The 22,706-nt window shown below is 57.2% G+C and carries 19 protein-coding genes; 13 read left to right on the plus strand and 6 right to left on the minus strand.

Features of this window, described 5'->3' with window-relative positions; all coding sequences use genetic code 11:
- Nucleotides 1–64 precede the first annotated feature (64 nt).
- The gene (locus tag Pla52nx_RS30390) at nt 65–2,839 is read right to left on the minus strand and encodes a hypothetical protein (protein ID WP_146519484.1); all 2,775 of its coding nucleotides are present in this window, start codon (nt 2,837–2,839) and stop codon (nt 65–67) included.
- A 100-nt stretch (nt 2,840–2,939) separates the two neighbouring features.
- Between Pla52nx_RS30390 and argH the strand changes: the two genes are divergently transcribed.
- The 5 genes from argH to Pla52nx_RS30415 all read left to right on the plus strand — a co-directional run bounded on the left by argH (nt 2,940) and on the right by Pla52nx_RS30415 (nt 9,111).
- The gene (gene argH / locus Pla52nx_RS30395; protein ID WP_146519483.1) at nt 2,940–4,337 is read left to right on the plus strand and encodes an argininosuccinate lyase; all 1,398 of its coding nucleotides are present in this window, start codon (nt 2,940–2,942) and stop codon (nt 4,335–4,337) included.
- 133 nt (nt 4,338–4,470) lie between these two features.
- Complete coding sequence (locus tag Pla52nx_RS30400; RefSeq protein WP_197454470.1) at nt 4,471–6,030, plus strand: sialate O-acetylesterase; 1,560 nt, start codon at nt 4,471–4,473, stop codon at nt 6,028–6,030.
- 191 nt (nt 6,031–6,221) lie between these two features.
- Complete coding sequence (locus tag Pla52nx_RS30405; RefSeq protein ID WP_146519481.1) at nt 6,222–6,869, plus strand: family 16 glycoside hydrolase; 648 nt, start codon at nt 6,222–6,224, stop codon at nt 6,867–6,869.
- Between the two features lie 183 nt (nt 6,870–7,052).
- Complete coding sequence (locus Pla52nx_RS30410; RefSeq protein WP_146519480.1) at nt 7,053–7,775, plus strand: pyridoxine 5'-phosphate synthase; 723 nt, start codon at nt 7,053–7,055, stop codon at nt 7,773–7,775.
- Between the two features lie 37 nt (nt 7,776–7,812).
- Nucleotides 7,813–9,111, plus strand: coding sequence for a hypothetical protein (locus Pla52nx_RS30415; RefSeq protein ID WP_146519479.1), 1,299 nt, complete (start codon nt 7,813–7,815; stop codon nt 9,109–9,111).
- 261 nt (nt 9,112–9,372) lie between these two features.
- On the opposite strand, the gene Pla52nx_RS30420 is transcribed toward Pla52nx_RS30415, so the two are convergent.
- Together Pla52nx_RS30420 and Pla52nx_RS30425 are read right to left on the minus strand one after the other, a co-directional pair.
- Nucleotides 9,373–9,612, minus strand: a complete 240-nt coding sequence (locus Pla52nx_RS30420; protein WP_146519478.1) for a DUF5989 family protein — start codon at nt 9,610–9,612, stop codon at nt 9,373–9,375.
- A gap of 42 nt (nt 9,613–9,654) precedes the next feature.
- The gene (locus tag Pla52nx_RS30425; RefSeq protein WP_146519477.1) at nt 9,655–10,053 is read right to left on the minus strand and encodes an SxtJ family membrane protein; all 399 of its coding nucleotides are present in this window, start codon (nt 10,051–10,053) and stop codon (nt 9,655–9,657) included.
- Nucleotides 10,054–10,288: 235 nt separating this feature from the next.
- Between Pla52nx_RS30425 and Pla52nx_RS30430 the strand changes: the two genes are divergently transcribed.
- The 8 genes from Pla52nx_RS30430 to Pla52nx_RS33070 all read left to right on the plus strand — a co-directional run bounded on the left by Pla52nx_RS30430 (nt 10,289) and on the right by Pla52nx_RS33070 (nt 18,966).
- A complete protein-coding gene (locus tag Pla52nx_RS30430; protein WP_342190295.1) occupies nt 10,289–10,897 on the plus strand; it encodes a sigma-70 family RNA polymerase sigma factor in 609 nt (202 codons plus the stop codon).
- Nucleotides 10,894–12,402: a serine/threonine-protein kinase gene (locus Pla52nx_RS30435; protein ID WP_146519475.1), complete on the plus strand. Its 1,509-nt coding sequence runs from the start codon at nt 10,894–10,896 to the stop codon at nt 12,400–12,402. The genes Pla52nx_RS30430 and Pla52nx_RS30435 overlap by 4 nt, the downstream gene beginning before the upstream one ends.
- A gap of 123 nt (nt 12,403–12,525) precedes the next feature.
- Nucleotides 12,526–13,089, plus strand: coding sequence for a hypothetical protein (locus tag Pla52nx_RS30440; protein ID WP_146519474.1), 564 nt, complete (start codon nt 12,526–12,528; stop codon nt 13,087–13,089).
- 57 nt (nt 13,090–13,146) lie between these two features.
- Nucleotides 13,147–13,521 carry a hypothetical protein gene (locus Pla52nx_RS30445; protein ID WP_146519473.1) on the plus strand — a complete coding sequence of 125 codons (375 nt, stop codon included), beginning with the start codon at nt 13,147–13,149 and terminating at the stop codon, nt 13,519–13,521.
- A 440-nt stretch (nt 13,522–13,961) separates the two neighbouring features.
- Complete coding sequence (locus tag Pla52nx_RS30450; RefSeq protein WP_342190296.1) at nt 13,962–15,425, plus strand: FAD-dependent oxidoreductase; 1,464 nt, start codon at nt 13,962–13,964, stop codon at nt 15,423–15,425.
- 114 nt (nt 15,426–15,539) lie between these two features.
- The gene (locus Pla52nx_RS30455) at nt 15,540–15,827 is read left to right on the plus strand and encodes a hypothetical protein (RefSeq protein WP_197454468.1); all 288 of its coding nucleotides are present in this window, start codon (nt 15,540–15,542) and stop codon (nt 15,825–15,827) included.
- Between the two features lie 967 nt (nt 15,828–16,794).
- A complete protein-coding gene (locus Pla52nx_RS30460; RefSeq protein WP_146519471.1) occupies nt 16,795–18,756 on the plus strand; it encodes a formylglycine-generating enzyme family protein in 1,962 nt (653 codons plus the stop codon).
- 69 nt (nt 18,757–18,825) lie between these two features.
- Entirely contained in the window at nt 18,826–18,966 is a 141-nt protein-coding gene (locus Pla52nx_RS33070) for an FAD-dependent oxidoreductase (RefSeq protein WP_146519470.1), read from the plus strand.
- A 562-nt stretch (nt 18,967–19,528) separates the two neighbouring features.
- On the opposite strand, the gene Pla52nx_RS30465 is transcribed toward Pla52nx_RS33070, so the two are convergent.
- From Pla52nx_RS30465 to Pla52nx_RS30475, 3 genes are all read right to left on the minus strand, one after another.
- Entirely contained in the window at nt 19,529–20,077 is a 549-nt protein-coding gene (locus tag Pla52nx_RS30465; RefSeq protein WP_146519469.1) for a hypothetical protein, read from the minus strand.
- Nucleotides 20,078–20,084: 7 nt separating this feature from the next.
- Nucleotides 20,085–21,248, minus strand: a complete 1,164-nt coding sequence (gene nadA / locus Pla52nx_RS30470; RefSeq protein WP_315854996.1) for a quinolinate synthase NadA — start codon at nt 21,246–21,248, stop codon at nt 20,085–20,087.
- Between the two features lie 227 nt (nt 21,249–21,475).
- Nucleotides 21,476–22,654 carry a hypothetical protein gene (locus Pla52nx_RS30475; RefSeq protein ID WP_146519467.1) on the minus strand — a complete coding sequence of 393 codons (1,179 nt, stop codon included), beginning with the start codon at nt 22,652–22,654 and terminating at the stop codon, nt 21,476–21,478.
- Between the last annotated feature and the right edge of the window lie 52 nt (nt 22,655–22,706).

Genomic DNA, 22,706 nt, shown 5'->3' on the forward strand with positions numbered 1-22,706 from the left:
TATGCCAAACGGTAACGTCCTCATTTCAACACTAACCAAGCCGTTATGACCCACGTGTTACCTACTATTGTCGCTTGATGATCAAGTTCACATCAGCGACGAGGCGATCAGCGTACTGCGTTGCCGTGGCGTCACATCCACGAAACCACTGTAGCGCGGGAGCAACATAGTCACCTGGTGGAAACTCTGCAGGCACGGGGCCGCCCCAAGCCGTGCTGAGCCATCGTCCGTTGGCGGCCGAGTACTCGTATTGACCGCCGAGACCGCACTGCAAGTTCGCGCCCAGGATCCGCGCAGCGACTTCTTTGGCCGCGTCCGGTTTGACTTGCATTTGACGGACCAGTAAGTTCAAAAAGTTTGCGCCCGCAAGACTGCTTTTGCGTGCGCGTTCATACAACTGGCCGTTCACCCAACTTTCCAGCTGGCTGCCCAGCAAGCTACCGACGTGCGCACGCGCGGTCGCCACGTCGTCGACTTCCGTTGCCTCCAGAAACGGCAACGAAGCGGTCAGCACATCGTTCTGAAACGACACGATGCTGAACCCGCCCCCGGTGTATCGATACAAGCCACCCAACAACCGAGTCATGCCGGGGCCGACCGGTCGACCTTTGCCCAGCCCCAACGGCAAGCGATCGATCGCGCCGGGTTGCGGCCATGCGCCCAGGTAACCGGGCAACTGTTGCAACGCGCGATAGCTACCGAGGATTCCGTCGAACTGTTCTGGCGCGGGCGGCACCGTGTCCTTGATGCCAGCGAACAAGTGCGTCGGGGGTCCGAGTGCTTCGGAGGCCACGTGCGCTTGCAGCGAAACGATGTCATCGGGCGCGAACCGCATCGCGACCTTCGTCGGTGGGCCAAGTTGCTGCGCCCACTTGCCATATTTCTCGGGCACCAACGGCGCGATCTCCGCGTGGACGGCAACGCGTTCTAATTCGTCATCGCCGGCGACGTCCTGACGCCGCAACGCGATCATGATCGGGTCCATCTGCGGAAAACGTGTGCTGTATTCGTTGGCGATCTCGGAGTACCACTGAGATTCGACCTGCGTGACGGATTTCAAAGGCACATCGGCCACCGGCAAAAACGTCCCCCGCGCGCCGCGGAGCGTGTCGATAATCTCATCATCCAATGCGATCACGCCGCTACCATCGGGGCGGACACCGAAGTTCGTTGGCAAGTAGCCGCCGGCCACCAACTCGTCGATCCCCCATTCTTGCGTCGCCGTGTTGTCGGGTGAGCCTGCACTCTTGTCGCCCGCCGCTGCGGCGAGTCTCGCCAAGTGGACCAATGAGATATCGCTCAACGCGTGCATGCGACGACGCAGTTCGATCAGGTACTCGGGCGAGACCAGACCTTGCAGCATCTCAGGCGAGAAGTAGGCAAAGATGGTGTCTTGGCGATCCAGCGGCACCAGCGATCGCGACAAGCGAAAGTGTTCGGTCGCGCCGAGCGATTTGCCGTTCTCGGCGACTTCCAGGAAACGCGCCGTTAGTGTTTTGCTGTTGGTCACCAGGATGTATTCGTCATGCTCGGCCAAGAACGAACGGATGCGGTTGTCGGCGCTGCTGAGCAGAGAGACCGTGTGCTTGCCAACGGTGACATCTTTCAAAGTGACAGAGGGGTCGCTCGCTGCCAACGTTTTGCGATCACCGTTGATGGAATTGCGCAGCAGAAACACATTGCGTGCTTTGATCACCACGCCGATCGTCGCACCTTCGTTAAGAAACAAATCACGTCCGATCAAGGCTTGGTCCTCGATCACCGTCGGCCCCAGTAGACGCGTCATTTGCGTCATTTTCATGTTGAGCTGCGTCTCGACTCGCTCGGTGCCCAAATTCTCGATCCCACGCAGCGTCACCATGCGTGACAAGTCACCGCCGTACTCTTCCGTCAGATCACGAAACCACAGGTAATTGGGGAACGAACCGTAGCGGATATAAAAACACTCCGGCGGCACCAGGGATGCCAACGGTTCGGTTTGCACATCAGCACCGATCTCGGGCAGTTGCGGCTCCATCCACTTGGGCGGTTGGGGCACGGGCAGCTTGGCCGCAACGGAGGATCGTGTTGATACTGAAACGCCTGAGCCGGAAACGCCCGATCCTGTGACGCTGCCGGCTGCCGTTTGGCGAAACACTTCTTCGCTGATGCCCTCGGCACCGAACATGAGTTTCAAGGTCGCGATCAGTGGGTCCTCATCTTTCTTGGTTTCCGTGTACCAAGCCGGCAGGGGCATGCCCGTGTGTCCGGCGAGTACCGCGACCAAGTAGTTCTCTACCCACGGCGGATAGTCGCCCGCATCGATCTGACGCTTGGCCGCTGCCGTGTATGCCTCCCACCAGGACGCCATCAGTTGGGCGTGCGCCGCCTGATCGACGGTCGGCCGAATTTCATAAACGCCGATTTCCTGGTTAGCTTCGCTCAATCGAACCTGCATCGGCTCGGTCCCGCGGAACAAGAACGTCACGCGACGCGAGACCAGTTGGTCCGTTTCTGGATTGTTGCCAGCGATCTCGCGGATCAAATTGCCCAATCTGCCTAGCAATCGTCCACGCCCCGGCTGCGGAACGGGCTGTTCGGATGGGGGTGCCATGCGGACGCGGACATCGTTGGCGATCGGAAAAACGATGCGTCCGGCACCTCCGCCCGCAGCGAGTCCGGCGTCTCGAACGTCCAGTGGAGGCGGCGTTTGCCCCACCAAAGGCACCGGCAGCGGAATTTCGATCGTCGCAACCCCGTACGGCTGGCCGCTGAAGGCGCCGACCAAGACGTCGGCCGCTGTGGCCATTTGACCCAGCAAGATCCAGATCGCGAGCAGCGGTAGAAGGAGTTTCGGCATCGTGATTTCTTCTCGTGCGGTGGCGGGGTCGTCATCGGGGCAATGTCGACGATAATGGGCTCGCATTATTTCCTCCAGCCACCCCCGTGGATAGTCAACCGTGAAAAGCCCATCCCGCAGCGGTGTTTTCCAAGCCGGTACCGACCAGCGTTTGGAAGCATTTGCTGAGAGCATCAGTTTCGACCGACGCATGTATCAGCAGGACATTCGGGGGTCGATCGCCCACGCCCGCATGCTGCAATCGGTCGGATTGATTACCAGCGACGATTTTCAGCAGATTCAGGACACTCTGGTGGAAATCCAAGCCGAACTGGATTCGGGAGACTTTCCCATCCGGATGGAGCTGGAAGACATCCATATGCACATTGAGCAAGCCCTGATCGATCGAATCGGCGATGTGGGCCGAAAATTGCACACCGCTCGAAGCCGCAATGACCAAGTCAGCACGGACGTGCGGATGTGGATTCGCGAATCTCTCGATGCGATCGACGGCATGCTGATCGATCTGCAAAAAGCCTTCCTGAGCCGCTGCGAAGCCGACCTCGACGTGATCCTGCCCGCCTACACGCACTTGCAACGCGCCCAGCCGGTGCTGGCCCCGCACTATTGGTTGGCTTACATCGAAAAATTCCAACGCGACCGGGAGCGAATCGCCGATTGTCGTCATCGCGTCAATCAATGTCCCCTGGGCGTCGCCGCCGTGGCCGGAACGACGTTGCCGATCGACCGCGAGCAAACAGCACACTCGTTAGGATTCGAAGGCATCACGGCCAACAGCCTGGACACCAGCAGCGATCGCGATTTCATCCTCGAAACCGCCTTCGTGCTGTCCGTGATCGCGTCGCACCTGAGCGGATGGGCAGAAGAATGGATTTTGTGGAGCACAGTCGAATTCAATTTCATCAAAATCCCGCAAGCCTTTTGTACCGGCAGCAGCATCATGCCACAGAAGGTCAATCCGGACACATTGGAACTGACGCGAGGCAAATCGGCTCGCGTGATGGGCAACCTGCAAACGCTGATGTTGTTGATCAAGAATCTACCGCTGGCCTACAACCGAGACTTGCAAGAAGACAAGCCGCCACTGTTCGATTCCTTTGACACCGTGGCCGCCATGCTGGGATTGGCCGCACCGATCGTGGCCGGCAGCGTGTTGCAACGCGACGTGATCGCGTCGCGTTTAGAGGAAGGATACTTGGACGCGACGACGCTGATGGAATGGTTGATCGCCAAAGGCGTGCCGCAACGAAAGGCGCATCACGTGGTCGGCGCGATCGTTGGCGAGGCGATGGAGCGCAAGGTTCCATTGAGCGAGTTGCCGATCGAAACCATGGCCGCCCACGCGCCAGAAATCGACGCATCGATCTTGGACGTGCTGGGGACACGCAACGCCGTTGCCGCGTTTGTGAGCTACGGTTCCACCGCACCGCACCAAGTCCGACGTCAAATCGACCGCTGGAACGGACGCGTCGGATTGCCGGTGTATGACGAAGAGTGAAACGTGACGCTTTCAGATTGTTTCCTCAATCAATGGCGTAGTGGATTTCGACAGAAATCCTATGCAAACGGAATCCTGGCGAATCCCACTACCAAGTGCGCCATTCAATACAACTTTCTTCAAGGGCGGACCGATGAATCGAACTCCCATGCATTGGCGAACCGCCATCGCCTGCTTGCTCTTGCTCGTGTCGGTAGCGATTCGACCAACCGCCGCCGCGGCGCAACTCCAGCTGGCAAGCGTCTTTTCCGAACACATGGTGCTGCAGTGTGAATCCCCGGTGCCGATTTGGGGTGTCGCCGTAGCCAATGAACAGGTGCAAGTCGAGATCGATGGACTGGTCCACACGACCACTGCGGACAGTCAGGGGCATTGGCGGATCACCTTGAAATCACACCCGGGTGCCTTACGCCAGTACAAACTGTCCGTTCGCTCGGGCAAGGACGAATTGGTGTTCACCGATGTCGTGTTCGGACATGTATGGCTGGCAGCGGGTCAATCCAACATGGCTTATACGGTCGGCGCGATGGCAGAAAAACTTGTCGAAGCTCGCGAAATGGTGGCAGGGGCCGACAGCCATTTCATTCGGTTTTGCAAAATCAACGACTCCGACGCTGCCGAGCCACAGACAGATCTTGCCATCGCAGCGAATTGGGAAGTTTGCACCAAACAGAACGTCAAGGACTTCTCCGCAGTGGCTTACGTGTTTGCTGAAGAATTGAATGCCAAACTGAGCGTTCCCGTCGGGATCATCGACTGTTCGTGGGGCGGCAAACCGATCGAACCCTTCATCCCGGCAACGGCGTTCGCGGACCATCCCACATTACGCGAGATCAAATCACGTGCCGACACGGGGGACACAGAGGGGATTCAGACGATGCGAGGTGGAACCTTCGTTAGAGATTCCAGTTGGTTGCCAGGCACGATCTTCAACGGGCGCATTGCCCCGATCGTTCCCTATGGTCTGCGTGGCGTGATTTGGTACCAAGGTGAATCCAACAGTGGGCGAGGTGAAGATCCACGAGATTACGAACACAAAATGCGTGCCTTGATCACCGGCTGGCGTGATGCCTGGAAACGCCCCAGCCTGCCAGTCTATTACGTGCAGTTGCCACAGTGGACCAGCTACGCATGGCCGTACCTGCGTGAAGAACAGCGTCGCGTGACGAACGTTCCGCATACCGGCATGGTCGTCACGATTGACCTCGAAAACAACAACGATATCCATCCGCCGAACAAAATCACGGTGGGCAAGCGACTGGCTTTGTGGCCACTATCGAAGGAATACCCAGACAAATTGGTCGCTCACGGACCGATGTTTGCCAGGGCTACGTTTCGCGATGGCTACGCTGTGGTTGATTTTGATCACACCAATGGTGGCCTGATGGCCGGCCAGATCAAGGACATTCGTTCCGCGGTGAAAGACGTCGGAGGGACGCTCAACGGATTCGAACTGATCGCGGCGGAGGGAGACTGGACATCGGCCGACGCAACAATTGCTGGCACCCAGGTGATCGTCTCCAGTCCCCATGTTCCCGACCCAATCGCCGTTCGGTACGCATGCCTTCCACAGGCAGCCAAGGACGCACCTTGGAATCTCTACTCCATCACCGGACTGCCGGCTACGCCATTCTGCTCGAACTGGCAACTCATGCCTTACGACCCGAGTAAGAACCCTGCACCTGCGAAATGATTGATCCGTTTGGATTGTGAGAAACCTTTCTGCGACGACAGCCTGCTGCGGTTTACAATCTTCAGTCGGTTCACTGATTCTCCCATCAGGCAATTCCGCTAGAACGAACGCCGCAATGGGATTCCCCAGAATTCCCCTTCCCCCAACCCGTCCCTCCCGCTCCCTTTCTGCCCTTCACTCCCGAGTCAATGATGTTGCGATCAACCCTTGTGTTTGCTGTTGCTTTGCTGGTCAGCCATTCCCTCGTCAGCTTACCTGCGTACGCCGAAAAGAACGCTTCGCTGACTCCAAAACTGGCATCGGTCGGTTCGCCGGTCGTCCAGGAAACGTTTGACGGCGAGAAACTGGACAAAGTCATGTCGGCGGTCAAAGGAGAGTGGAAGCTCGTCGACGGCGCATTGCATGGCAAAGAACTGGCCGCAGACAAACACGCCGCCGTGCTGAACTTTCAGAAGAAAAATCACAACTCGGTGGTTCAGTTCTCCTTTAAGTTCGATGACAACACCAAAGGGTTGCATTTCAGTTTGAACCACAGTGGTGGCCACTTGTTCCGAGTCGCCGTGTCGCCCGACAAACTGACGGTGAACTTGGACAAAGACAAGAAAGATCCAAAGTCGAAAGCGATTGCACTCGGCTCGGCTAAGGGAGATTTCAAGAGCGGCCAGTGGCACACGATGATGGTCGAAATGGTTGGCGACAAAGTTGTCGTCCAAACCGACGCCGGAGCAAGCGTGTCGATCAGCCATGCCAAGCTGGACACGGACAAGCCCAACTACCGCTTCGTGATGCGTGGCAACTCTCTGTCGATCGACGACCTGACGATCTGGGAAGTCAACTAACGTACGTCAGGCTTTCTAGCCTGACACTCGGCGCATGTCAGCCTGGAAAGGCTGACGTACATCTCCTGACGTACATCGGAACCATTTTCCGCTGCAACGACTCCCGTTTTCTCACCCCTGGGTCCTCGACGCAGTAAGCTCAGCAGACCAAAATGGTGTTTTGTTTCCCCGGATGAAGTTTTCATGATAGAGCTGGGCGTCAATATCGACCACGTCGCCACCGTTCGGCAAGCGCGACGTACTTACGAACCCGATCCGGTGATCGCTGCCGCTTTGGCCGAACAAGGCGGCGCGGATGGAATCACGTTTCACTTGCGCGAAGATCGTCGGCACATCCAAGATCGCGACGTGGAAGTACTGATTCAGACGGTCACAGTTAAGACCAACATGGAGATCGCGTGTGCCGATGAAGTCGTCGGGATCGCTTGCCGGTTGAAGCCCGATTGGGCACTGTTGGTGCCCGAGAGCCGCCAAGAAGTCACCACGGAAGGCGGCTTGAACGTGACCGGCGACGACGGACGCATCGCCAGGGCCGTCGCTCGACTGAAAGATCAAGGAATCCTGACCAGCCTGTTCATCGATCCTGATCCCGCGCAAGTCGCTGCGTCCGCTGCATTGGGTGTTGATGCGGTCGAGTTGCACACGGGGCCGTACGCCCTGGCCAAACGCGATGCGATCCAGCACGAACTACAACGCTTGATCGATTCCGGCAAAGTAGCCAGTGACGCCGGCATCCGTTTGCACGCCGGGCACGGTTTGAATTACAACAACGTTCGACCGGTCGCCCGAATCCCTGATATGATCGAATTGAACATCGGTCATGCGATCGTCAGCCGCGCGGTGATGGTCGGCATGAGAGACGCCGTCGCGGAAATGCGACGCATTCTGGACGTATGTTGCGGATGACGTAAACAACTGATTTCACCACGCGGGGGCAACCGCCGTGACCACACCATCGGCACAAACCAAGCACGCAACATCAAGTGATGTTTCTGCCGATTCCCCGTCGCCGCTGCCTCGCCGTTTCCCTGGTACCGTCCAAATGTCGCCACGCGCGCACGCCTGGTCAGATCGCCTCTGGGTCGGAATCACCTCCAGTCATCTGGGAGATGATCAGGCACTTCATGCCGCCGTCTGTCGATACTTGAGCGCGAGCGTATTTCAGTGTCGCCAATCGGGCCACGTGTTGGTGGTCGCCGCTGAGTCAGCCATCGAAGCATTGGCGAGACGCGCTGCCGAGCTTTTTTCGGTCCCGCTGATCACGCTGCACGTCGATGCCGATTCGGCCGAAATCTTGGACGATGAGGAGTCGCTCTCTGCCACCATCCATTGCCGTTCAATCACAGCGGAGCCGTTGCAACGCGACGACGTTCTGATTTCGGTTGCCGATCGAATCGATGCTGTCATGGTCCGTCGTGGAGGCAGAGTCGAGAAAGCCCTCCGCCGTCGCTTGGGCACTCGAAAAGATGCATCGGTCCGTGTCGCGATCCATTCGATCTCCAAGTCAGCCACTCGTTCGCTGATGCAGATGGGAGCCATCGGTTGGTATCGAACTCGTTGGTCCGAGTCGGACACAGCGGACAAGACAAGCTCAAGCGTAGAGTCGGCGGAGGTTGAACCGCACGATGACCAGTGGATGCAGTCAGAGAATCAGTGGTTGGTACATTGCACTCGCGCTCCGCACGGGCCGATGCCGGGACAGACTCAGCACCAGCATCAGGACGCTTTGCTGTTGTCCTCTTGGAGTGGATTGTTGGATCCGGCGACCCCATTGTGCTCTTTGGCCAGCATCGTTCGCGGCGGTCGTTTGCTGGCCAGTGCCATCGCGTCGGCACGCCAATGGCCCGTGGTGTGCTTTTCTGCTGCATCTTTGACACAACTGCTTCAGAATCGATGCTATCGACCCCAGTTGCGCCGCTGGGACTACGAACCCTTTGGTGTGGCAATCCGCAAATCGGCAGCAATCAAACTCGGTGTTCGCCCGGTGATTTATGGCGAAGCCTCTCAGCGATGCACGTTGTCGCCAGAAGATCAATTCCGATTCCAGTCCAAGGGCAAGACGTACGATTGGACTCAAGAACGCGAATGGCGAGCATCGGGCGATGTACGCTTGACTGACATGGACCCCGACGATGTCCGCCTGTTCGTGCCATCGGCCGAAGACGCCGCCAAGCTGGCACCGCTGTGCCCTTGGCCGATCGAGGTGGTTCGCGATGAACCCGAAACCCAGTTTGACCCGTAGCCAACGGCGCAGGCGGAAGCGGCAAATGGCTCTGCGGTGCAATCCGGTTGGTAGCGGCAATGACGCCTTCGGCTAATCGTTAAACGAGACTTTGCTATCCGTTTGGTAGCGTCGCCTACGCCTTCGGCTGCGGGTCAAACGAAGTGCCGAAACCCTCCGTTTGACCCGTAGCCAACGGCGCAGGCGGAAGCGGCATATGACTCGGCGGTGTGAACCAGTTGGTAGCGGCAATGACGCCTTCGGCTGCGAGTCAAACACGACTCAAAACAGCGTGTAAATGAACGGGGCGGCGGGTGACGCGGTCAAGAACGCCAGTCCGATCAGCAACAATGTGATGATTAAGATCGGCGCCATCCACCATTTCTTGTTGTACCGCAGAAAGTCAACGAACTCACGAACGATTCCCGGATCGCTCGATTGAGCCAAGCGTTGAAACTCACTCTCGCTTGTTTCTTCGGCGGAGCGATCGTTATCGTCGGTGGGGGGCGGTGATGAGGTCATGTGTGAATGATCGCGGCAAGATTGATCCGAGGATGTTAGGAACTAGTACGTCTTGAAGTATCCCGAGGGTTCATCTTCTTTCGTGCGGGGCTGCCAAAGAGACGAATCCGGATATTTTTGCCGAAGACTTTTCCCGGCGAGACGTAACACCAGTCCGATCGGTGTCAGAACCAGGAAATAGACCAGCCCAAGGACGATCCAAGTCATCATCCATTGGATCGGGAACGTGATGATCCGAAAGCCACGATAGATGGGTCGTCGCGCAGACGCAGTCGCGTAGTAGATCGCCAACAGGACCACCGCTCCAATCACCAACCCAGCGGCAACAATCCCTGCGTGCCATGTCCAGTACGTCACTGCCGCCAACGCCAGCAGCAACCCGCTCAGGGACAACCCAAAGTACTTCAGTTGCTGATCGGTCAATTCTTGTTGGGCAAACATAGCTGTCTGAGTTGGACGACCGAAGGCAATCGCCTGTCATGATAACATCCCAACAACCACGTAGGCGAGTCTCTCCGAGACTCGCAAATTCCAGCGTCTCGGAGAGACGCTGCTACGTGACGCTTCGCTTTCGAACCGGCGTCGCAAATTTCACTAGAAATCCTGCAAACATTTTGGTTTTCCGTGCAAGGTTTGGTCTTCGGGTAAGATGAATATCCCAGGAGACCTTATCAACGTGATCAATCCAGAAACACGAGCGAGTCTGATCTTACGACTGGGAGACCCGGCCGATGACTTGGCCTGGGCCGAGTTTCTGCAAGTCTACGAGCCCATGCTGTTCAGACTTTCCTCACGGTGGGGGCTACAAGAAGCCGACGCGAGAGAAGTCGTGCAGGAGACGTTGTTGGCGGTCGCTAAATCGATCGGAAAGTTTGCCGACGACAGACAAGCGGGCAGTTTTCGACGCTGGCTGGCCACGATCACTCGCAACAAGCTGGCCGATCATTTGACCAAGAGGTCGCGTCAGGAAAGTGGTAGCGGCGACACGGATGTGCACCGCTGGTTGGAACAGCAAGCGAGTGAGACATCGTCCGCCAGTCTTTGGGATTGGAACGAAAAGCGACAGGTTTTTGCTTGGGCGGCCGAGTCTGTGCGGTCTCAAGTCAGCGACCAAACTTGGCAAGCGTTCTATCGCACCAACGTTCAGGGTCAAAGCGTCCAGCAGGTGGCAGCGGAATTGGGAATGCGTGAAGGCATGATCTACGTCGCTCGCAGCCGAGTCATGTCAAGGCTTCGCAAAGCCGTTCAGCTTTGGACCGATTCGCCAGACGAGGTCTCGTTATGAAATGCAATGCTTCGTTGCTGCAAGCACTCGTCCAACAGAGCATCGATCCAGGGGACGATGCCGAAGCGATCGCCGGTCATCTGGAAACGTGCGTTCGATGTCAGCAGACTTTGACCGAACTGGGTGGCGACAAACAATGGTGGAACGATGCCAGAGATTGGCTGTCCATTGCGCCGGATGACGTTATGCCATCCGCACAATGTTGCCCCCTGCCGCCGATCGACTTGAGCTTTCTGGAGACGCCGACGCATCCCGAGATGCTCGGTCGTATCGGACGTTATGAAGTCGAATCGGTGCTCGGCCGGGGCGGCATGGGAGTCGTACTGCGTGCCTACGATAGTGATTTGCATCGCAGTGTGGCCATCAAAGTGTTGGCACCTGAGTGGGCGGCATCCATCCCGGCGCGTCAACGCTTCGCCCGCGAAGCCCAAGCGGCCGCCAGTGTTGCCCACGAGAACGTGATCCCGATCTACAACGTGGCCGCGGACGCGACCTTGCCCTACTTGGTGATGCGTTATGTGCCAGGAATGACGTTGCAGCGCTGGGTGACGACTCATGGACCGCCGGATGTAGCGTCCATTTTGCGGATCGCGGGTCAACTGGCAGAAGGCTTGGCGGCAGCCCATCGGCGCGGATTGGTTCATCGTGACATCAAACCAGGCAACGTCATGGTGGGCGAGAACATCGACCGCATTTGGTTGACCGACTTCGGTTTGGCACGCGCGGCCGATTCCGTCACGCTGACCCAAACCGGCATCATCGCCGGCACCCCCAACTACATGAGTCCCGAGCAAGCGCGTGGGGAAAACGTTGATCACCAGAGTGACCTTTTCAGTCTGGGTTGCCTGCTCTATTTCCTGGCCACCGGACGACCTCCGTTCGAATCGGAAAACACGCTCGCTGTGCTGCACCGCATCGTCACCGATGATGCCCAGCCGTTGGCAATGCACCGACAAGATTTGCCGCCGGCATTCACTCGACTGGTGCATCGTTTGCTCCATCGTCAACGATCCAAACGGCCAGCCGATTGTGAGGCCGTGATCTCCGAACTGGGCGTTGCTCAAATGCAACTGGACGCCGGCCGGACTGCTCGAGTGCCATTCACAAAACGAACACGCCGGCTTCTTTGGGCCGGCGGTTTGGTCGCCTGTATCGGACTGATCGTCGCGATGTCGCCGTTGCAAACGTTGGATCCGAATCGTGATTCCAATGGCGACGATGGAAGACGCATTTCAGCGGGCAACCGAGACGGGAATCGCCAAACACGCCCACAGGCGATCCAAGTCAGTCCCTACATCAATCAAGCGGCCAGCCAAATCGAGAACGCCGCTTGGCTTGATTCACGGCAGTTACAAATTCGTATCGAAAAAGTGGACGCGCTCGTGAATCGGATGAAACAAGCCGAACCGACCGATGCCGTTCCTGGCATGCAGCTTAGCAACCAGCAATGGCGAAACGAAATCAATCGTTTGGAGCACCTGATCCGCCTGTCGCAGCAACGCTGATCCGCCCCCCGTCCGTAATGGGATTCGCCAGAATTCCCTGAGCCTCGAAACAAGAAATTTTGGCGAATCCCATTACCTCAGAAAACACGTTCCCCCACCCATCTTTCAGCTTTGGAGTCACCCATGAAATACTTGCTCACTGTTTGTCTCTGTCTCGTCGCGGCCACCGCGCGATCTCAAGACGCACCCGCCAAGCCAGCCGAAACGATCGCCAATCCATTTGATCAACCGATCGAGGATACGGGCGGATACGAAATGATGGACGGGTACGGAAGCGGAATGATGGAGATGGGAATGGGAATGGAGGCCGCTCCGTCGCCGGATGACATGTTTCGCGCCAACCTGCCGCGAGCGATCGAGCAGCTCAAGCGATCCAAGACCCCCGAAGAACGTGCGGCGCTGCAAAACTACATTCGTGAGGCCTTTGAAAATCGATACGATCGAATGATGAACGATCGCAAGAAAGACATTGAACGGTTGCGGGCAAGTCTGGCCGAGTTGGAAAGCGACTTGCGAAGGCGAACCGCAGCAAAAGACCGTGTGGTTCAGCTTCAATTGCAAAGTGTCCAACTGGCCGCAGAAGGCTTACTGGAGCTGAATGATCTGCAAGGCGTCGGAGGCCAAAACGTCGGCGGACCAGGGATGGGGTCAGGGTCATACGAAGGCTCAATGGGAATGGGAAATTGAGCATGCCGTTGCCTGTTGATCTAGAATGATACACAGGCACCCTCTTCGCAAGGTTTCATGATGATCTCCAAAACGCTTCCCCGCATCGCGCTGTTGCTTGCCGTGTTCTCGCTTTGCGGGTTAACAGTGAACTCAGCAGACGCAGCCAACCGGACGTCAGCATGGGGTTGGAAAAAGCCGCTCAATGAGAAACCCGGCAGCATGCTGTACACCAGCAACCGCGCCTTGAGGCGAACATCCAGCGTCCGCACGTACCCAGTCCAGACGTACCCAGTGCAAATCGATTCGGTCCGAACGTACCCTGTTCAGACTTATCCCGTTCAGACATCGCCGGTCCAAACCTACTCCGCGCGACCCTATTCGGTGCGTCCTGGTTATGGAACTTCCAATCGTCAAACCATGCCACGCATGTATCGAGTTCAACGCCGATAGTCGCTCGACGTTCCGCGTCGAGCACCATCTCGTTTAACGCCAAGCCGCAGGCGACATCGAGTCCGCGTACCACCACCAACCGCCCACGACACATCAGCATCACCACGACCCGCTACTCCAAGCAAGCCACGACGCATCAGCCCTAGCGAGCACGAAAACCAATAGCGCCAGCCACGTGCTGTTTCAAATTTGGATTGGTGTTTGTGCATTGGTTTGCGAAAGTTTGGTACCGCAACAAGCTCTCTCGCTTCCGCCGGGCTTGCCTCGGTCAGAGCGCCAACTGGCAGCTATGTAGCGACGTCATCCGCGTTTTCCCTTCCTTGCATTCGTCTGAACGGCTAAACGCGACTTCCACCAAGGAACCTGGGGGAGGTACAGAACAAATTTGTGTGTGGGATGAGGTATACTGGTCGCAAACAACTCCAGAGACAGGAATGGCAATGATGCACGATTCAAAATCACGTTCGCGACGACACTTTCTTGCCGCGACGACGGCTGGGTTGGGGATTGCTGGGATCACTCGTCACGGCAAAGCCGCTGAGGGGGCTTCGACACAAGCTGGGGTGCCCGATCCAGACATCGCCCGCGGTGAAGTGCGAAGCACGAACGGGGAGCTATCCAGCGATGGACAACGATTCGTGGAAGCAACACGGGAGATCCCGATTGCGGCGCATTGCGATGTGCTGGTTTGTGGTGGCGGTCCAGCCGGGATTGCCGCCGCGCTCGCTGCGGCCAGAGCGGGAGCAACGGTTCGACTGATCGAACTTGCGGGATGCCTCGGTGGTGTTTGGACCGCCGGGCTGTTGACCAAGATCTTGGATTCGAACAACAAAACTGGCATCATGGCGGAACTGCTGAAGCTATTTCGCGAACGCGGTAGCTCAGTGGCCGAGCAAACCGGCGGTACCGTTTACGATCCCGAGATCGCAAAGCTGGTGCTGGAGGAACTGCTCGTTGATGCCGGTGTAAAGATCATGCTGCACACCCGTGTTGCCGGGGCGGTGGTCAATTCGCAAAATCGGTTGTCCGTCGTGGTGACGGAATCGAAGTCCGGACGGCAAGCTTGGACGGCGGAGCGCTTCATCGATTGCACCGGCGACGGTGACTTGGCTGCTCAAGCGGGATGCCAGTTTGATCTCGGGATTGGACAGGATTGTCAGTGCCAGCCGATGTCCATGTTGGCCCTGTTGACGGGAGTCGATCCTGAAAGCATCGGCGAGTTCATTCGCGAGAGTGGATCGGGTGCGAAACGAAACTTGCTGGAACTGATGGAGCAATCGGGAATCCATCCCTCGTATCGTGCACCGACGCTGCGGCATTTGCACAGTGGTATCTACTCCATCATGACGAACCACGAGTATGGTGTTTCGGCATTTGACAACGAAGCAATTTCCAACGCGACCATCGCATCACGACGCGAGATTCATCAAATCGTCAGCGGGCTGCGAAAAATCGGCGGCCCTTGGAAGAACATTGCCGTTGTGGCAACCGCTGAACAAATCGGTGTTCGCGAAGGTCGGCGGATCAGAGGCCGCTACCAAATCAGCTCCGCTGACTTGGCCAGCGGGCTTCGCCATGAACAAGCGGTTTGCCGTGCGACGTTCCCAATCGATGTGCATGCGTTGTCCATGGCTGGCGACAAAGAGATCGATCAGAGCTTCAAGAAAGATGGCTTGAAACCTTACGACATTCCCTATCCTTCTTTGGTGGCCGCCGATGTCGACGGGCTACTGCTGGCCGGTCGCTGCATCAGTGGTGATTTCATTGCGCACTCCAGCTACCGAGTCACTGGCAATGCTGTTGCAACGGGAGAAGCCGCCGGAGTGGCTGCCGCTCGATCCATTGCAATGGGCGTGTTGCCCCATGAACTGCAGTGGAACGAGCTGTCGCGTCGTGATGGGTGATCGTGTGGATTCGACACAAAACCGTCTCCGCAGATCAGCCGCCACGCGATAGCGTCCGGTTCTCACGCCTATTCTGCGGATGGTCAACCAAGTCGGTGTTCGACACCTTTTCTCATGCATCGATACGCCGCGATTTCTACGAAAGATCTCGCAGACGCACTGCTTGAAAGTCGCGAGCTTCTTCTTGCTCACCCGAATCTGACCGCCGTAGCCACACAACTCGTAGCCCACGTATTCAAGCTCATCCGTCGCGCGGATTTGGCTCTTGTCGTGATTGACGGACAATTTCAGACGCTCGGTCAAGAAGCGTCCGATGCTCCCGCACACACGCTGCGCCGCCGCTTCGGTCTTTGTGAAGATCACAAAGTCGTTTGCATAGCTGTTGCCATTCGTTCGATTTGACCAGACTCCAACCGGCCTCGTGCCGGTGGTGAATCCGACTGACTGGCTACGACACCGCAGGCCAATCGCAACCCATCTCCCCACTGGCCTCGTGCCAGTGGCAAAGGGACGAACGCGACTTGAGATGGCCAGTGATCGTCCTTGCTTCCACCGGCACGAGGCCGGAGGGGAGCCAAGAGAATCGACCGCTTCTTTGTAGCTCATCAGTCTTGCTTCCACCGGGCCAAGCCCGGATGGAGAGCTAGGAAGCGTCAGAGTTCATCAGAACGAACCGGCGATGATCGCTGCGCTCTATCGCCGGCTACCGTCTGAGACCGCTTCACGGTCATAGGCAGCAACAATTCTTTTCACATCCCGATCGGCAGAAGCGTGTTCTCGTTGATCGGTCGTCACGTCGAAGCGTCCGATTGCTGTCTCTGTCCGACCGCACTCGTCAATGTGCAATTCCGCTGTCATTCAATCATGTCAGTCTATGCGATCTGGAGTTCCGATTGAACGCTCTGTGTAAAATACCTCATGACTGGACAGCGTTGAACACAAACTGGCCTGAGTGGCCACTTAGGATTGAATACTGGCATTCCATTGGCTCGTTGCGGCTCTTGGCGGCTTGTTCTTGCATTCAAGTGAATAGTAGCGCAGTTTCGCCCCATGTCGGCTTGTCCGACATGAGCGGAAGCTTTGAGGTTATAGAATACTTCCTTTCCGGTTGGACAAGCCAACCGGGGAGGTGATAGTGGCAACGCACTGCTAACCATAAAACGTTGGCTCCTGCTGGCAAGCCAGCAGGGGGCCGGTGTACGCATGATGCAAATTCAAAGTACAAATCGAGAACACTTGATATGCCGAATGAATCCCGTTCATGTGCTTAGAGATCCCTCGGCCTCGGGATCTTTAACAAAATCCACTACGCCAAGAATTGATTTGCCATTCCTTATCCTCCGGACACCACTTTTCTATCGAGCGAGAGATGGCCGACACACGACAGATTGTCAGTTGGGCACTGGAGCGACCTTGCCCCATGCGTAGCGGTCCGAATTGGACGGATCCTAACCAAACCCGATCCGCGTTGGCTCAAATCCAAAGTTGTGCGGATCATTTGCAGGATGGTGAATGTATCGATGGCATTTGGGTGACAAGTGCCTACTGGGGCAGCGATGCCTCCGACCGTCACGTTGACATCCCGAGTTCTGGTATTCGGGTCGAAGAAGTCGCAAGGGAATGTGGAGGCTGGGACATCGTTCGATCGACATGTCGTCATTGCGAAGCCAACGTCGCGCGGACGTCGTCCGATTCCGTCGCCGGGTGCCATGCGTATCTGGACGTGTTGCATCCGCACAGCGAACAGCTCGACGAATTGCTTTGGGAGACGATTCGACTTCACGGCCTTGAGGATCGGCTGCGCGTGTCTTTCAAGGTGACCAATCCTCTCTGGTTTGGATTCTGGATCGATTCTCCGCTGAACCGTCAGCAGTGTGAATTCCTGCTCGATCTACTGCCTCGATCCTTGCCGAGACTTTGGGGTAACGACGAATCGGGCAACGACGTAGAAGCGATTTTCGACGTGGATCAATTTGTTTTCTCTGACTTTGACCCCGCAGACCATTACGGCAATCAGTTTCGCGCATTCTTTCACGCGTTACAGTCGTCCATCCAATGGGAGCTGCCGCTGCACGTGAAACTTGCTCCCCCAGGGCATACCGATTTGGGTTACTACACACAGTTTGCGCACTGCCCTGAGTGCAAGGCGGCAGCTCGGGTCGCACGTTGGTCGGAACCTGTCCAAAGTCAGTCCTATCGATGCGAGGTGTGTGACCATGCCTTCGATCCATCAACCACTTTTCAATCGATCCGTGACGAGGTCGACTTCGATAGCCATTCCTTGGAAAAGCAACTTGGCGACCAATACGACGACTTTGCGATTCGGTACGGTCTGTCACGGGGCGTGTCAAAACAGCAAATGGTGGAGGCGTTGGACAACCACCGCGATGGCCCCCGTCGGCGTCAGGTAATGGAATGCAGAAAGCGAGTCAAGCAAATGGAACGCATGTACGCCGCAAAACCCGATTCATCCGCGGACGATACACTTCCCAAGCTCTTGATTCTGGAACTCGCGCCGGGCGTAGTGCTTGAGATGATCAAAGTCATGCCGGGTGAGTTTCTGATGGGATCGGATGAGTCCGAAGATGAGCAACCTGTCCATCGCGTTGTCATGGACCAGCCGTACTACATCGGCAAGTTCCCCATCACGCAGTTGCAATGGATTGCGGTCATGCGGCAGAACCCGTCGCGGTGCCGTGGAGATTTGAAACTGCCGGTGGAGCAAGTGAATTGGTTCAGCGCCCAAGAGTTTTGTGTCAGACTGAGCGAGATCGTAGGGCGTCACATGCGACTGCCGTCCGAAGCAGAATGGGAATATGCCTGTCGAGCCGGAACGACGTCCCGATACTCGTTTGGCGACGAGATCTCAGCGGAGGATGCAAATCATGACGATCGCATCAAATCGCCGGAGGATCTCTTTCTGGTGTCCGATCGAGACGAAGGTCGCCGGGTGACCACCTCCGTCGACCAATTCCCGCCGAACCCTTGGGGAATTCATGACATGCATGGAAACGTTTCGGAATGGTGCCAAGACTCATGGCACCCCTGCTACGACGGGGCACCTTCAAACGGCCGAGCATGGCTGGATCGAGACGAACCGGTCGAACACGTCGCCCGCGGCGGAGCCGCTTACACAATGGGGACCGCATGCAGGTCGGCTGCACGCCGCCAACAGCGTGCCAACTGTGGAGCGAGAGAGTATCGACCGGAGGAGGAAACGAACGATTCCACGAGCCACTTGTTCAGTATGTTCGATACCACCGAGTACTACGGAATTCGTGTCGCCTACTCGCCACACTGTCCGGGTAGCGAAGAATCGAATCCGAAATGATTGGCCAGATCAGCGAGATCGGCAACCTACCCTTGCGGACCGTGACATTCATGATCTGGTCGTGAATACGTGACGCATGCCAGTTACCGAGTCGCCGGCAATGCCGTTGCAACGGGAGAAGCCGCCGGAGTGGCTGCCGCTCGATCCATTGCAATGGGCGTGTTGCCCCATGAGCTGCAGTGGAACGAAGTGTCACGTGGTAACAGGTGATCGTGTGGATTGACACAAAAACAGGCAATCCCCTCAGTCGCGGATGCGACGACAGCATACAGCCTGGGGCGCGAGCCCCAGGTGAACACCGCCCGACGCCGCCAACAAGCCGCGGAGCGGCGACAGATTGCATCCGGACCACCGCGTGCTGAGGGCTACACCAAACGTTTTATGCTGTCGCTGCTCCGCAGCATCTGGGCGGACTCGCTTGCAGAAACATGGGGTTGGCACCCCATGCTATATGCTGTCGCTGCTCCGCAGCTATCGGAGCGAACCCGGGGTGCGCTGGCTTCGCCGCGACCCCAGGCTATGTTGTTTAACCACTTCGTGGTCGGTTTGGAGAATGAGTGTTCAATCTCGTTACCAATATCACGCGAAGCGATGATTGCTACGTGGATTTCGCGACACTTATTATCCGCACGTTCTATCGCGTTGCGGCTGATGCAGTACCCGGGATAGCGCCATCGGCTAACGAGAACTGTGTGACGCATGAGTGTTTGGAAGCGCGATGGTGGTGGCGTTGACGCCTGCGGCTTGTCGTTAAACGATGGGTCTGTCCGCCTTAGCGACTTGCAATCGTGATCCGCTGGACGCGATGAAAATCCTCCAGCTCCGATGAGATCGCTTCGTAGACGCCGCGGGGAATCTGGGGCAGATCCTGGAACCATGCATCTCGCTTGGCTAACTTCGCCGCCCGCTGGATGGACTGCTTCATGACGTCACCGTAGTAGCGTTGCATGTGTTCGGGCTCAGCAAGCTTGCTTGCGCCCATTGTCTCAACGGCTTCGATGATCGCGTCCGAGCCATTGATGACATCCAGCATGATCCACGCAGTGATCAAAATGGGCTCGCTGTTGCCGTCGGAGAATCGTAGCGGTCGAGCAGCGTCGAACTCGATTTGCAGGGGCACGGCAGCCAATGAGACCCGCTGGTAGCGTTGAAGCACGGGCAACACGATGATGCCACCGCGCTGGACGACTTGCTGTCCACCATAGCCGGTTTTCACGATGGCTTCGTCGGCATTGCAAGTCACGTAGGATTTCCAGAGAAAGAACCCGACGGTGGCAAGTTGCACAAAGGCGACAATGAGAATCGCAACGTAAACGACCATCGCCGGACTACTTCACCGCCAACATTCGCTCCAAGGCCACCAAGCTCCACTTGCTGACTTCGTCGCTGACTTCGATCACGTTCACCGGTTGGCCGTCTCGGAGGTTTTCCAGGGACCAGCAGAGGTGGGGCAAGTCGATGCGGTACATCGTTGCGCACATGCACACGACCGGACTGAGGAAGTGGATTTCTTGTTCGGGATGCTCGGCTTTGAGACGATTGACCAAGTGCAACTCGGTGCCGATCGCCCACTTGGTCCCCGGCGGGCTGCTTTCCACCGTGCGAATGATCTTGCCCGTGCTGCCCGAGACGTCCGCGATGTCGTTGACTTCACGGGGACACTCGGGGTGAACCAAGATCTTGATGCCGGGATGGTTCTTGCGAAACTGCTCGACGTGCTCGGGGCGAAACATCTGGTGGACGCTGCAGTGCCCCTTCCACAAAATCACGCGGCTGTGTTCGAGGGCTGACTCGGTGTTGCCGCCCAGTTCCAACGCATAGGGATCCCAAACCGGCATTTGCTCGGCGTCGATTCCCATGGCCAGTCCGGTGTTTCGCCCGAGGTGTTGATCGGGAAAGAAGAACACGCGGTCGCCGCGTTCGTACGCCCACTCCATCACCGCTGCCGCATTGCTGCTGGTACACACGATGCCGCCGTGCCGTCCGCAGAACGCTTTCAGGCTGGCGGCGCTATTGATGTAGGTCACGGGGATGACACGCTCGGTATCGATGACCTCCGACATGTCTTCCCAAGCAGCCTCGACTTGGGCGATCGCCGCCATGTCCGCCATGCTGCACCCGGCCGCCATGTCTGGCAGGATCACGGTGACCCGTTGGCCCTCACGCTGCTCCAGCCGTTCGGGGCGATTGGCCAGGATGTCGGCGGTTTCGGCCATGAAGTGAACGCCGCAGAATACGATCGTCCGACACGATTCACTCGACGCGGCCATCTGCGACAGTTGGTAGCTGTCGCCGCGCAAGTCCGTGTGGGCGATGACTTCGTCCTGCTGATAGTGATGCCCCAAAATCAGCAGCGAATCGCCCAGTTCTTTGCGGACGGCTTCGATTCGAGCCTGCAACTCCTCGGTCTCCAGCGTCTTGTAGGGAGCCAGTGGGTGCTTCGCTTGTGGATCAACGGGTGACTGAGAAAGGGGCAGTGCTGGTGTGCTCAAGGCAATGACAAGGGCTGGGGGCGACGGTTGGGCAACGGACGGACTCCCCGATTATACCGGAGCGACCAGGAAAGGGGATGCCTGCCGGATCCGTCGAGGTCGTAAGGCGAGAGGCAGACGAAAACTCCCCTGTCGCGGACGAGGTCACGGGTCCTTGAACTGGTTTTCGCTCCAGGGACTCGTGACCTCGTCCACTACGGCAGGCACAGATTCATCTGCCGCTCGCCCTAAGGCGAAATCCCAATGTCCACTCGTTCCATCAAACTGCCCTGATCGTCGATCAGGTTTTCACCAACGGAGTAAATCGAGACTCCTTTTTCGTCCCACAGCAGCTTCATCGTCGACCCGTCGAATGGATCCAGCTTGATGGAATTCGCCACCGGCAGAGCGTCGATCTGCGTGTCATGATTAGCTCCCGCGTCTTGCCAAGCCGCCAAGATCAACACCGCATTCGATTTTGCTTGGCTACGTCGCAATGCGGCTAACCCACCAGTCAAAGCAGGCCAGACGCTACGGGCAAAAAGGCTTTCCGTTTCGGGCGGCTCCTTGGCGAACCCAAACGGCCTGCCGGCAATCTGATCAAAGTCTGAAATCAGCTTCAGATAGGCGGCGAGTTCCCCAGGCATCGGTACGCCCTGCGCTCGAAGCGCATTGATCGACGAGATTCCGAACGCTCTTTCGCTGTCGACCGATCCCGCAAAACTTTTTCTGAAAGAATTATTCTTCACCGCCTCGATCAATTGGCCGCGAACCGAATCCGAGAGTTTCTCCTGGTACAGACAATCGGCAGCCAACTCCATCGCATTGTCCAAGAGCACGGTGCTGACCAGGAAGCTGATCAGACAGGGTTGCTTTGCGACGTGCTCACTCCACTGCATCAGCGCGATCGCATCAAGTGCCGCGGCGTCCGTGTCTTGATCGGCCAAAGACATCTTTGCATGCCCATTCAGGATTCGGGCGACCGTCCGTATCGGTCCCAACTCATTCATCACCGACGCCATCCACTCTTGCGGTGGCAACGAAGAATCGTGACCCGCTCGATAGATCTTTCGTTTTGCCGCGCCACGTAGTGCGGGAACCAGATCTGGGTATCTCTCAGAAAGCAATCGCGAGGTGAGCACCAAAGCAGCGTCAAACTCTTCGTCTGATTCGGCGTCTTGGCTCGCTCTTGCGAGTCTGTTGTCAAACAGCTTGATCGCGTCCGCCAATGTCTCGAGCACTTCGGCTGCATTCTGCTCCACCGGGACCGGGTCGGTTTCCAGATCCGTAAGGCTAACCGGCTTACCCACGTCCAATAGCGGTTTCAGGATCGGGTCTGGCTCGTCCGCCGCACTCAGTTGCCAGGGAGTCGGTGGCAGGACTACGAGAACGATTGCGATGAGGACGACTTGGAAGCTGATTTTCAATGGATGGCCCATAAGTGACGCGAGAAGTACGGGGAAACACATCAAGCACGCT

Origin of the sequence: Stieleria varia (genome assembly GCF_038443385.1) — a bacterium.
GTDB classification, from domain to species: Bacteria; Planctomycetota; Planctomycetia; order Pirellulales; family Pirellulaceae; genus Stieleria; species Stieleria varia.

Excerpts from the sequence above, each read along its gene's own strand:
- Pla52nx_RS30390 (WP_146519484.1), bottom strand. The coding sequence starts at position 2,839 with ATGCCGAAACTCCTTCTACCGCTGCTCGCGATCTGGATCTTGCTGGGT.
- Pla52nx_RS30400 (WP_197454470.1), top strand. The coding sequence starts at position 4,471 with ATGAATCGAACTCCCATGCATTGGCGAACCGCCATCGCCTGCTTGCTC.
- Pla52nx_RS30405 (WP_146519481.1), top strand. The coding sequence starts at position 6,222 with ATGTTGCGATCAACCCTTGTGTTTGCTGTTGCTTTGCTGGTCAGCCAT.
- Pla52nx_RS30410 (WP_146519480.1), top strand. The coding sequence starts at position 7,053 with ATGATAGAGCTGGGCGTCAATATCGACCACGTCGCCACCGTTCGGCAA.
- Pla52nx_RS30420 (WP_146519478.1), bottom strand. The coding sequence starts at position 9,612 with ATGACCTCATCACCGCCCCCCACCGACGATAACGATCGCTCCGCCGAA.
- Pla52nx_RS30425 (WP_146519477.1), bottom strand. The coding sequence starts at position 10,053 with ATGTTTGCCCAACAAGAATTGACCGATCAGCAACTGAAGTACTTTGGG.
- Pla52nx_RS30435 (WP_146519475.1), top strand. The coding sequence starts at position 10,894 with ATGAAATGCAATGCTTCGTTGCTGCAAGCACTCGTCCAACAGAGCATC.
- Pla52nx_RS30440 (WP_146519474.1), top strand. The coding sequence starts at position 12,526 with ATGAAATACTTGCTCACTGTTTGTCTCTGTCTCGTCGCGGCCACCGCG.
- Pla52nx_RS30445 (WP_146519473.1), top strand. The coding sequence starts at position 13,147 with ATGATGATCTCCAAAACGCTTCCCCGCATCGCGCTGTTGCTTGCCGTG.
- Pla52nx_RS30450 (WP_342190296.1), top strand. The coding sequence starts at position 13,962 with ATGATGCACGATTCAAAATCACGTTCGCGACGACACTTTCTTGCCGCG.
- Pla52nx_RS30455 (WP_197454468.1), top strand. The coding sequence starts at position 15,540 with ATGCATCGATACGCCGCGATTTCTACGAAAGATCTCGCAGACGCACTG.
- Pla52nx_RS30460 (WP_146519471.1), top strand. The coding sequence starts at position 16,795 with ATGGCCGACACACGACAGATTGTCAGTTGGGCACTGGAGCGACCTTGC.
- Pla52nx_RS30465 (WP_146519469.1), bottom strand. The coding sequence starts at position 20,077 with ATGGTCGTTTACGTTGCGATTCTCATTGTCGCCTTTGTGCAACTTGCC.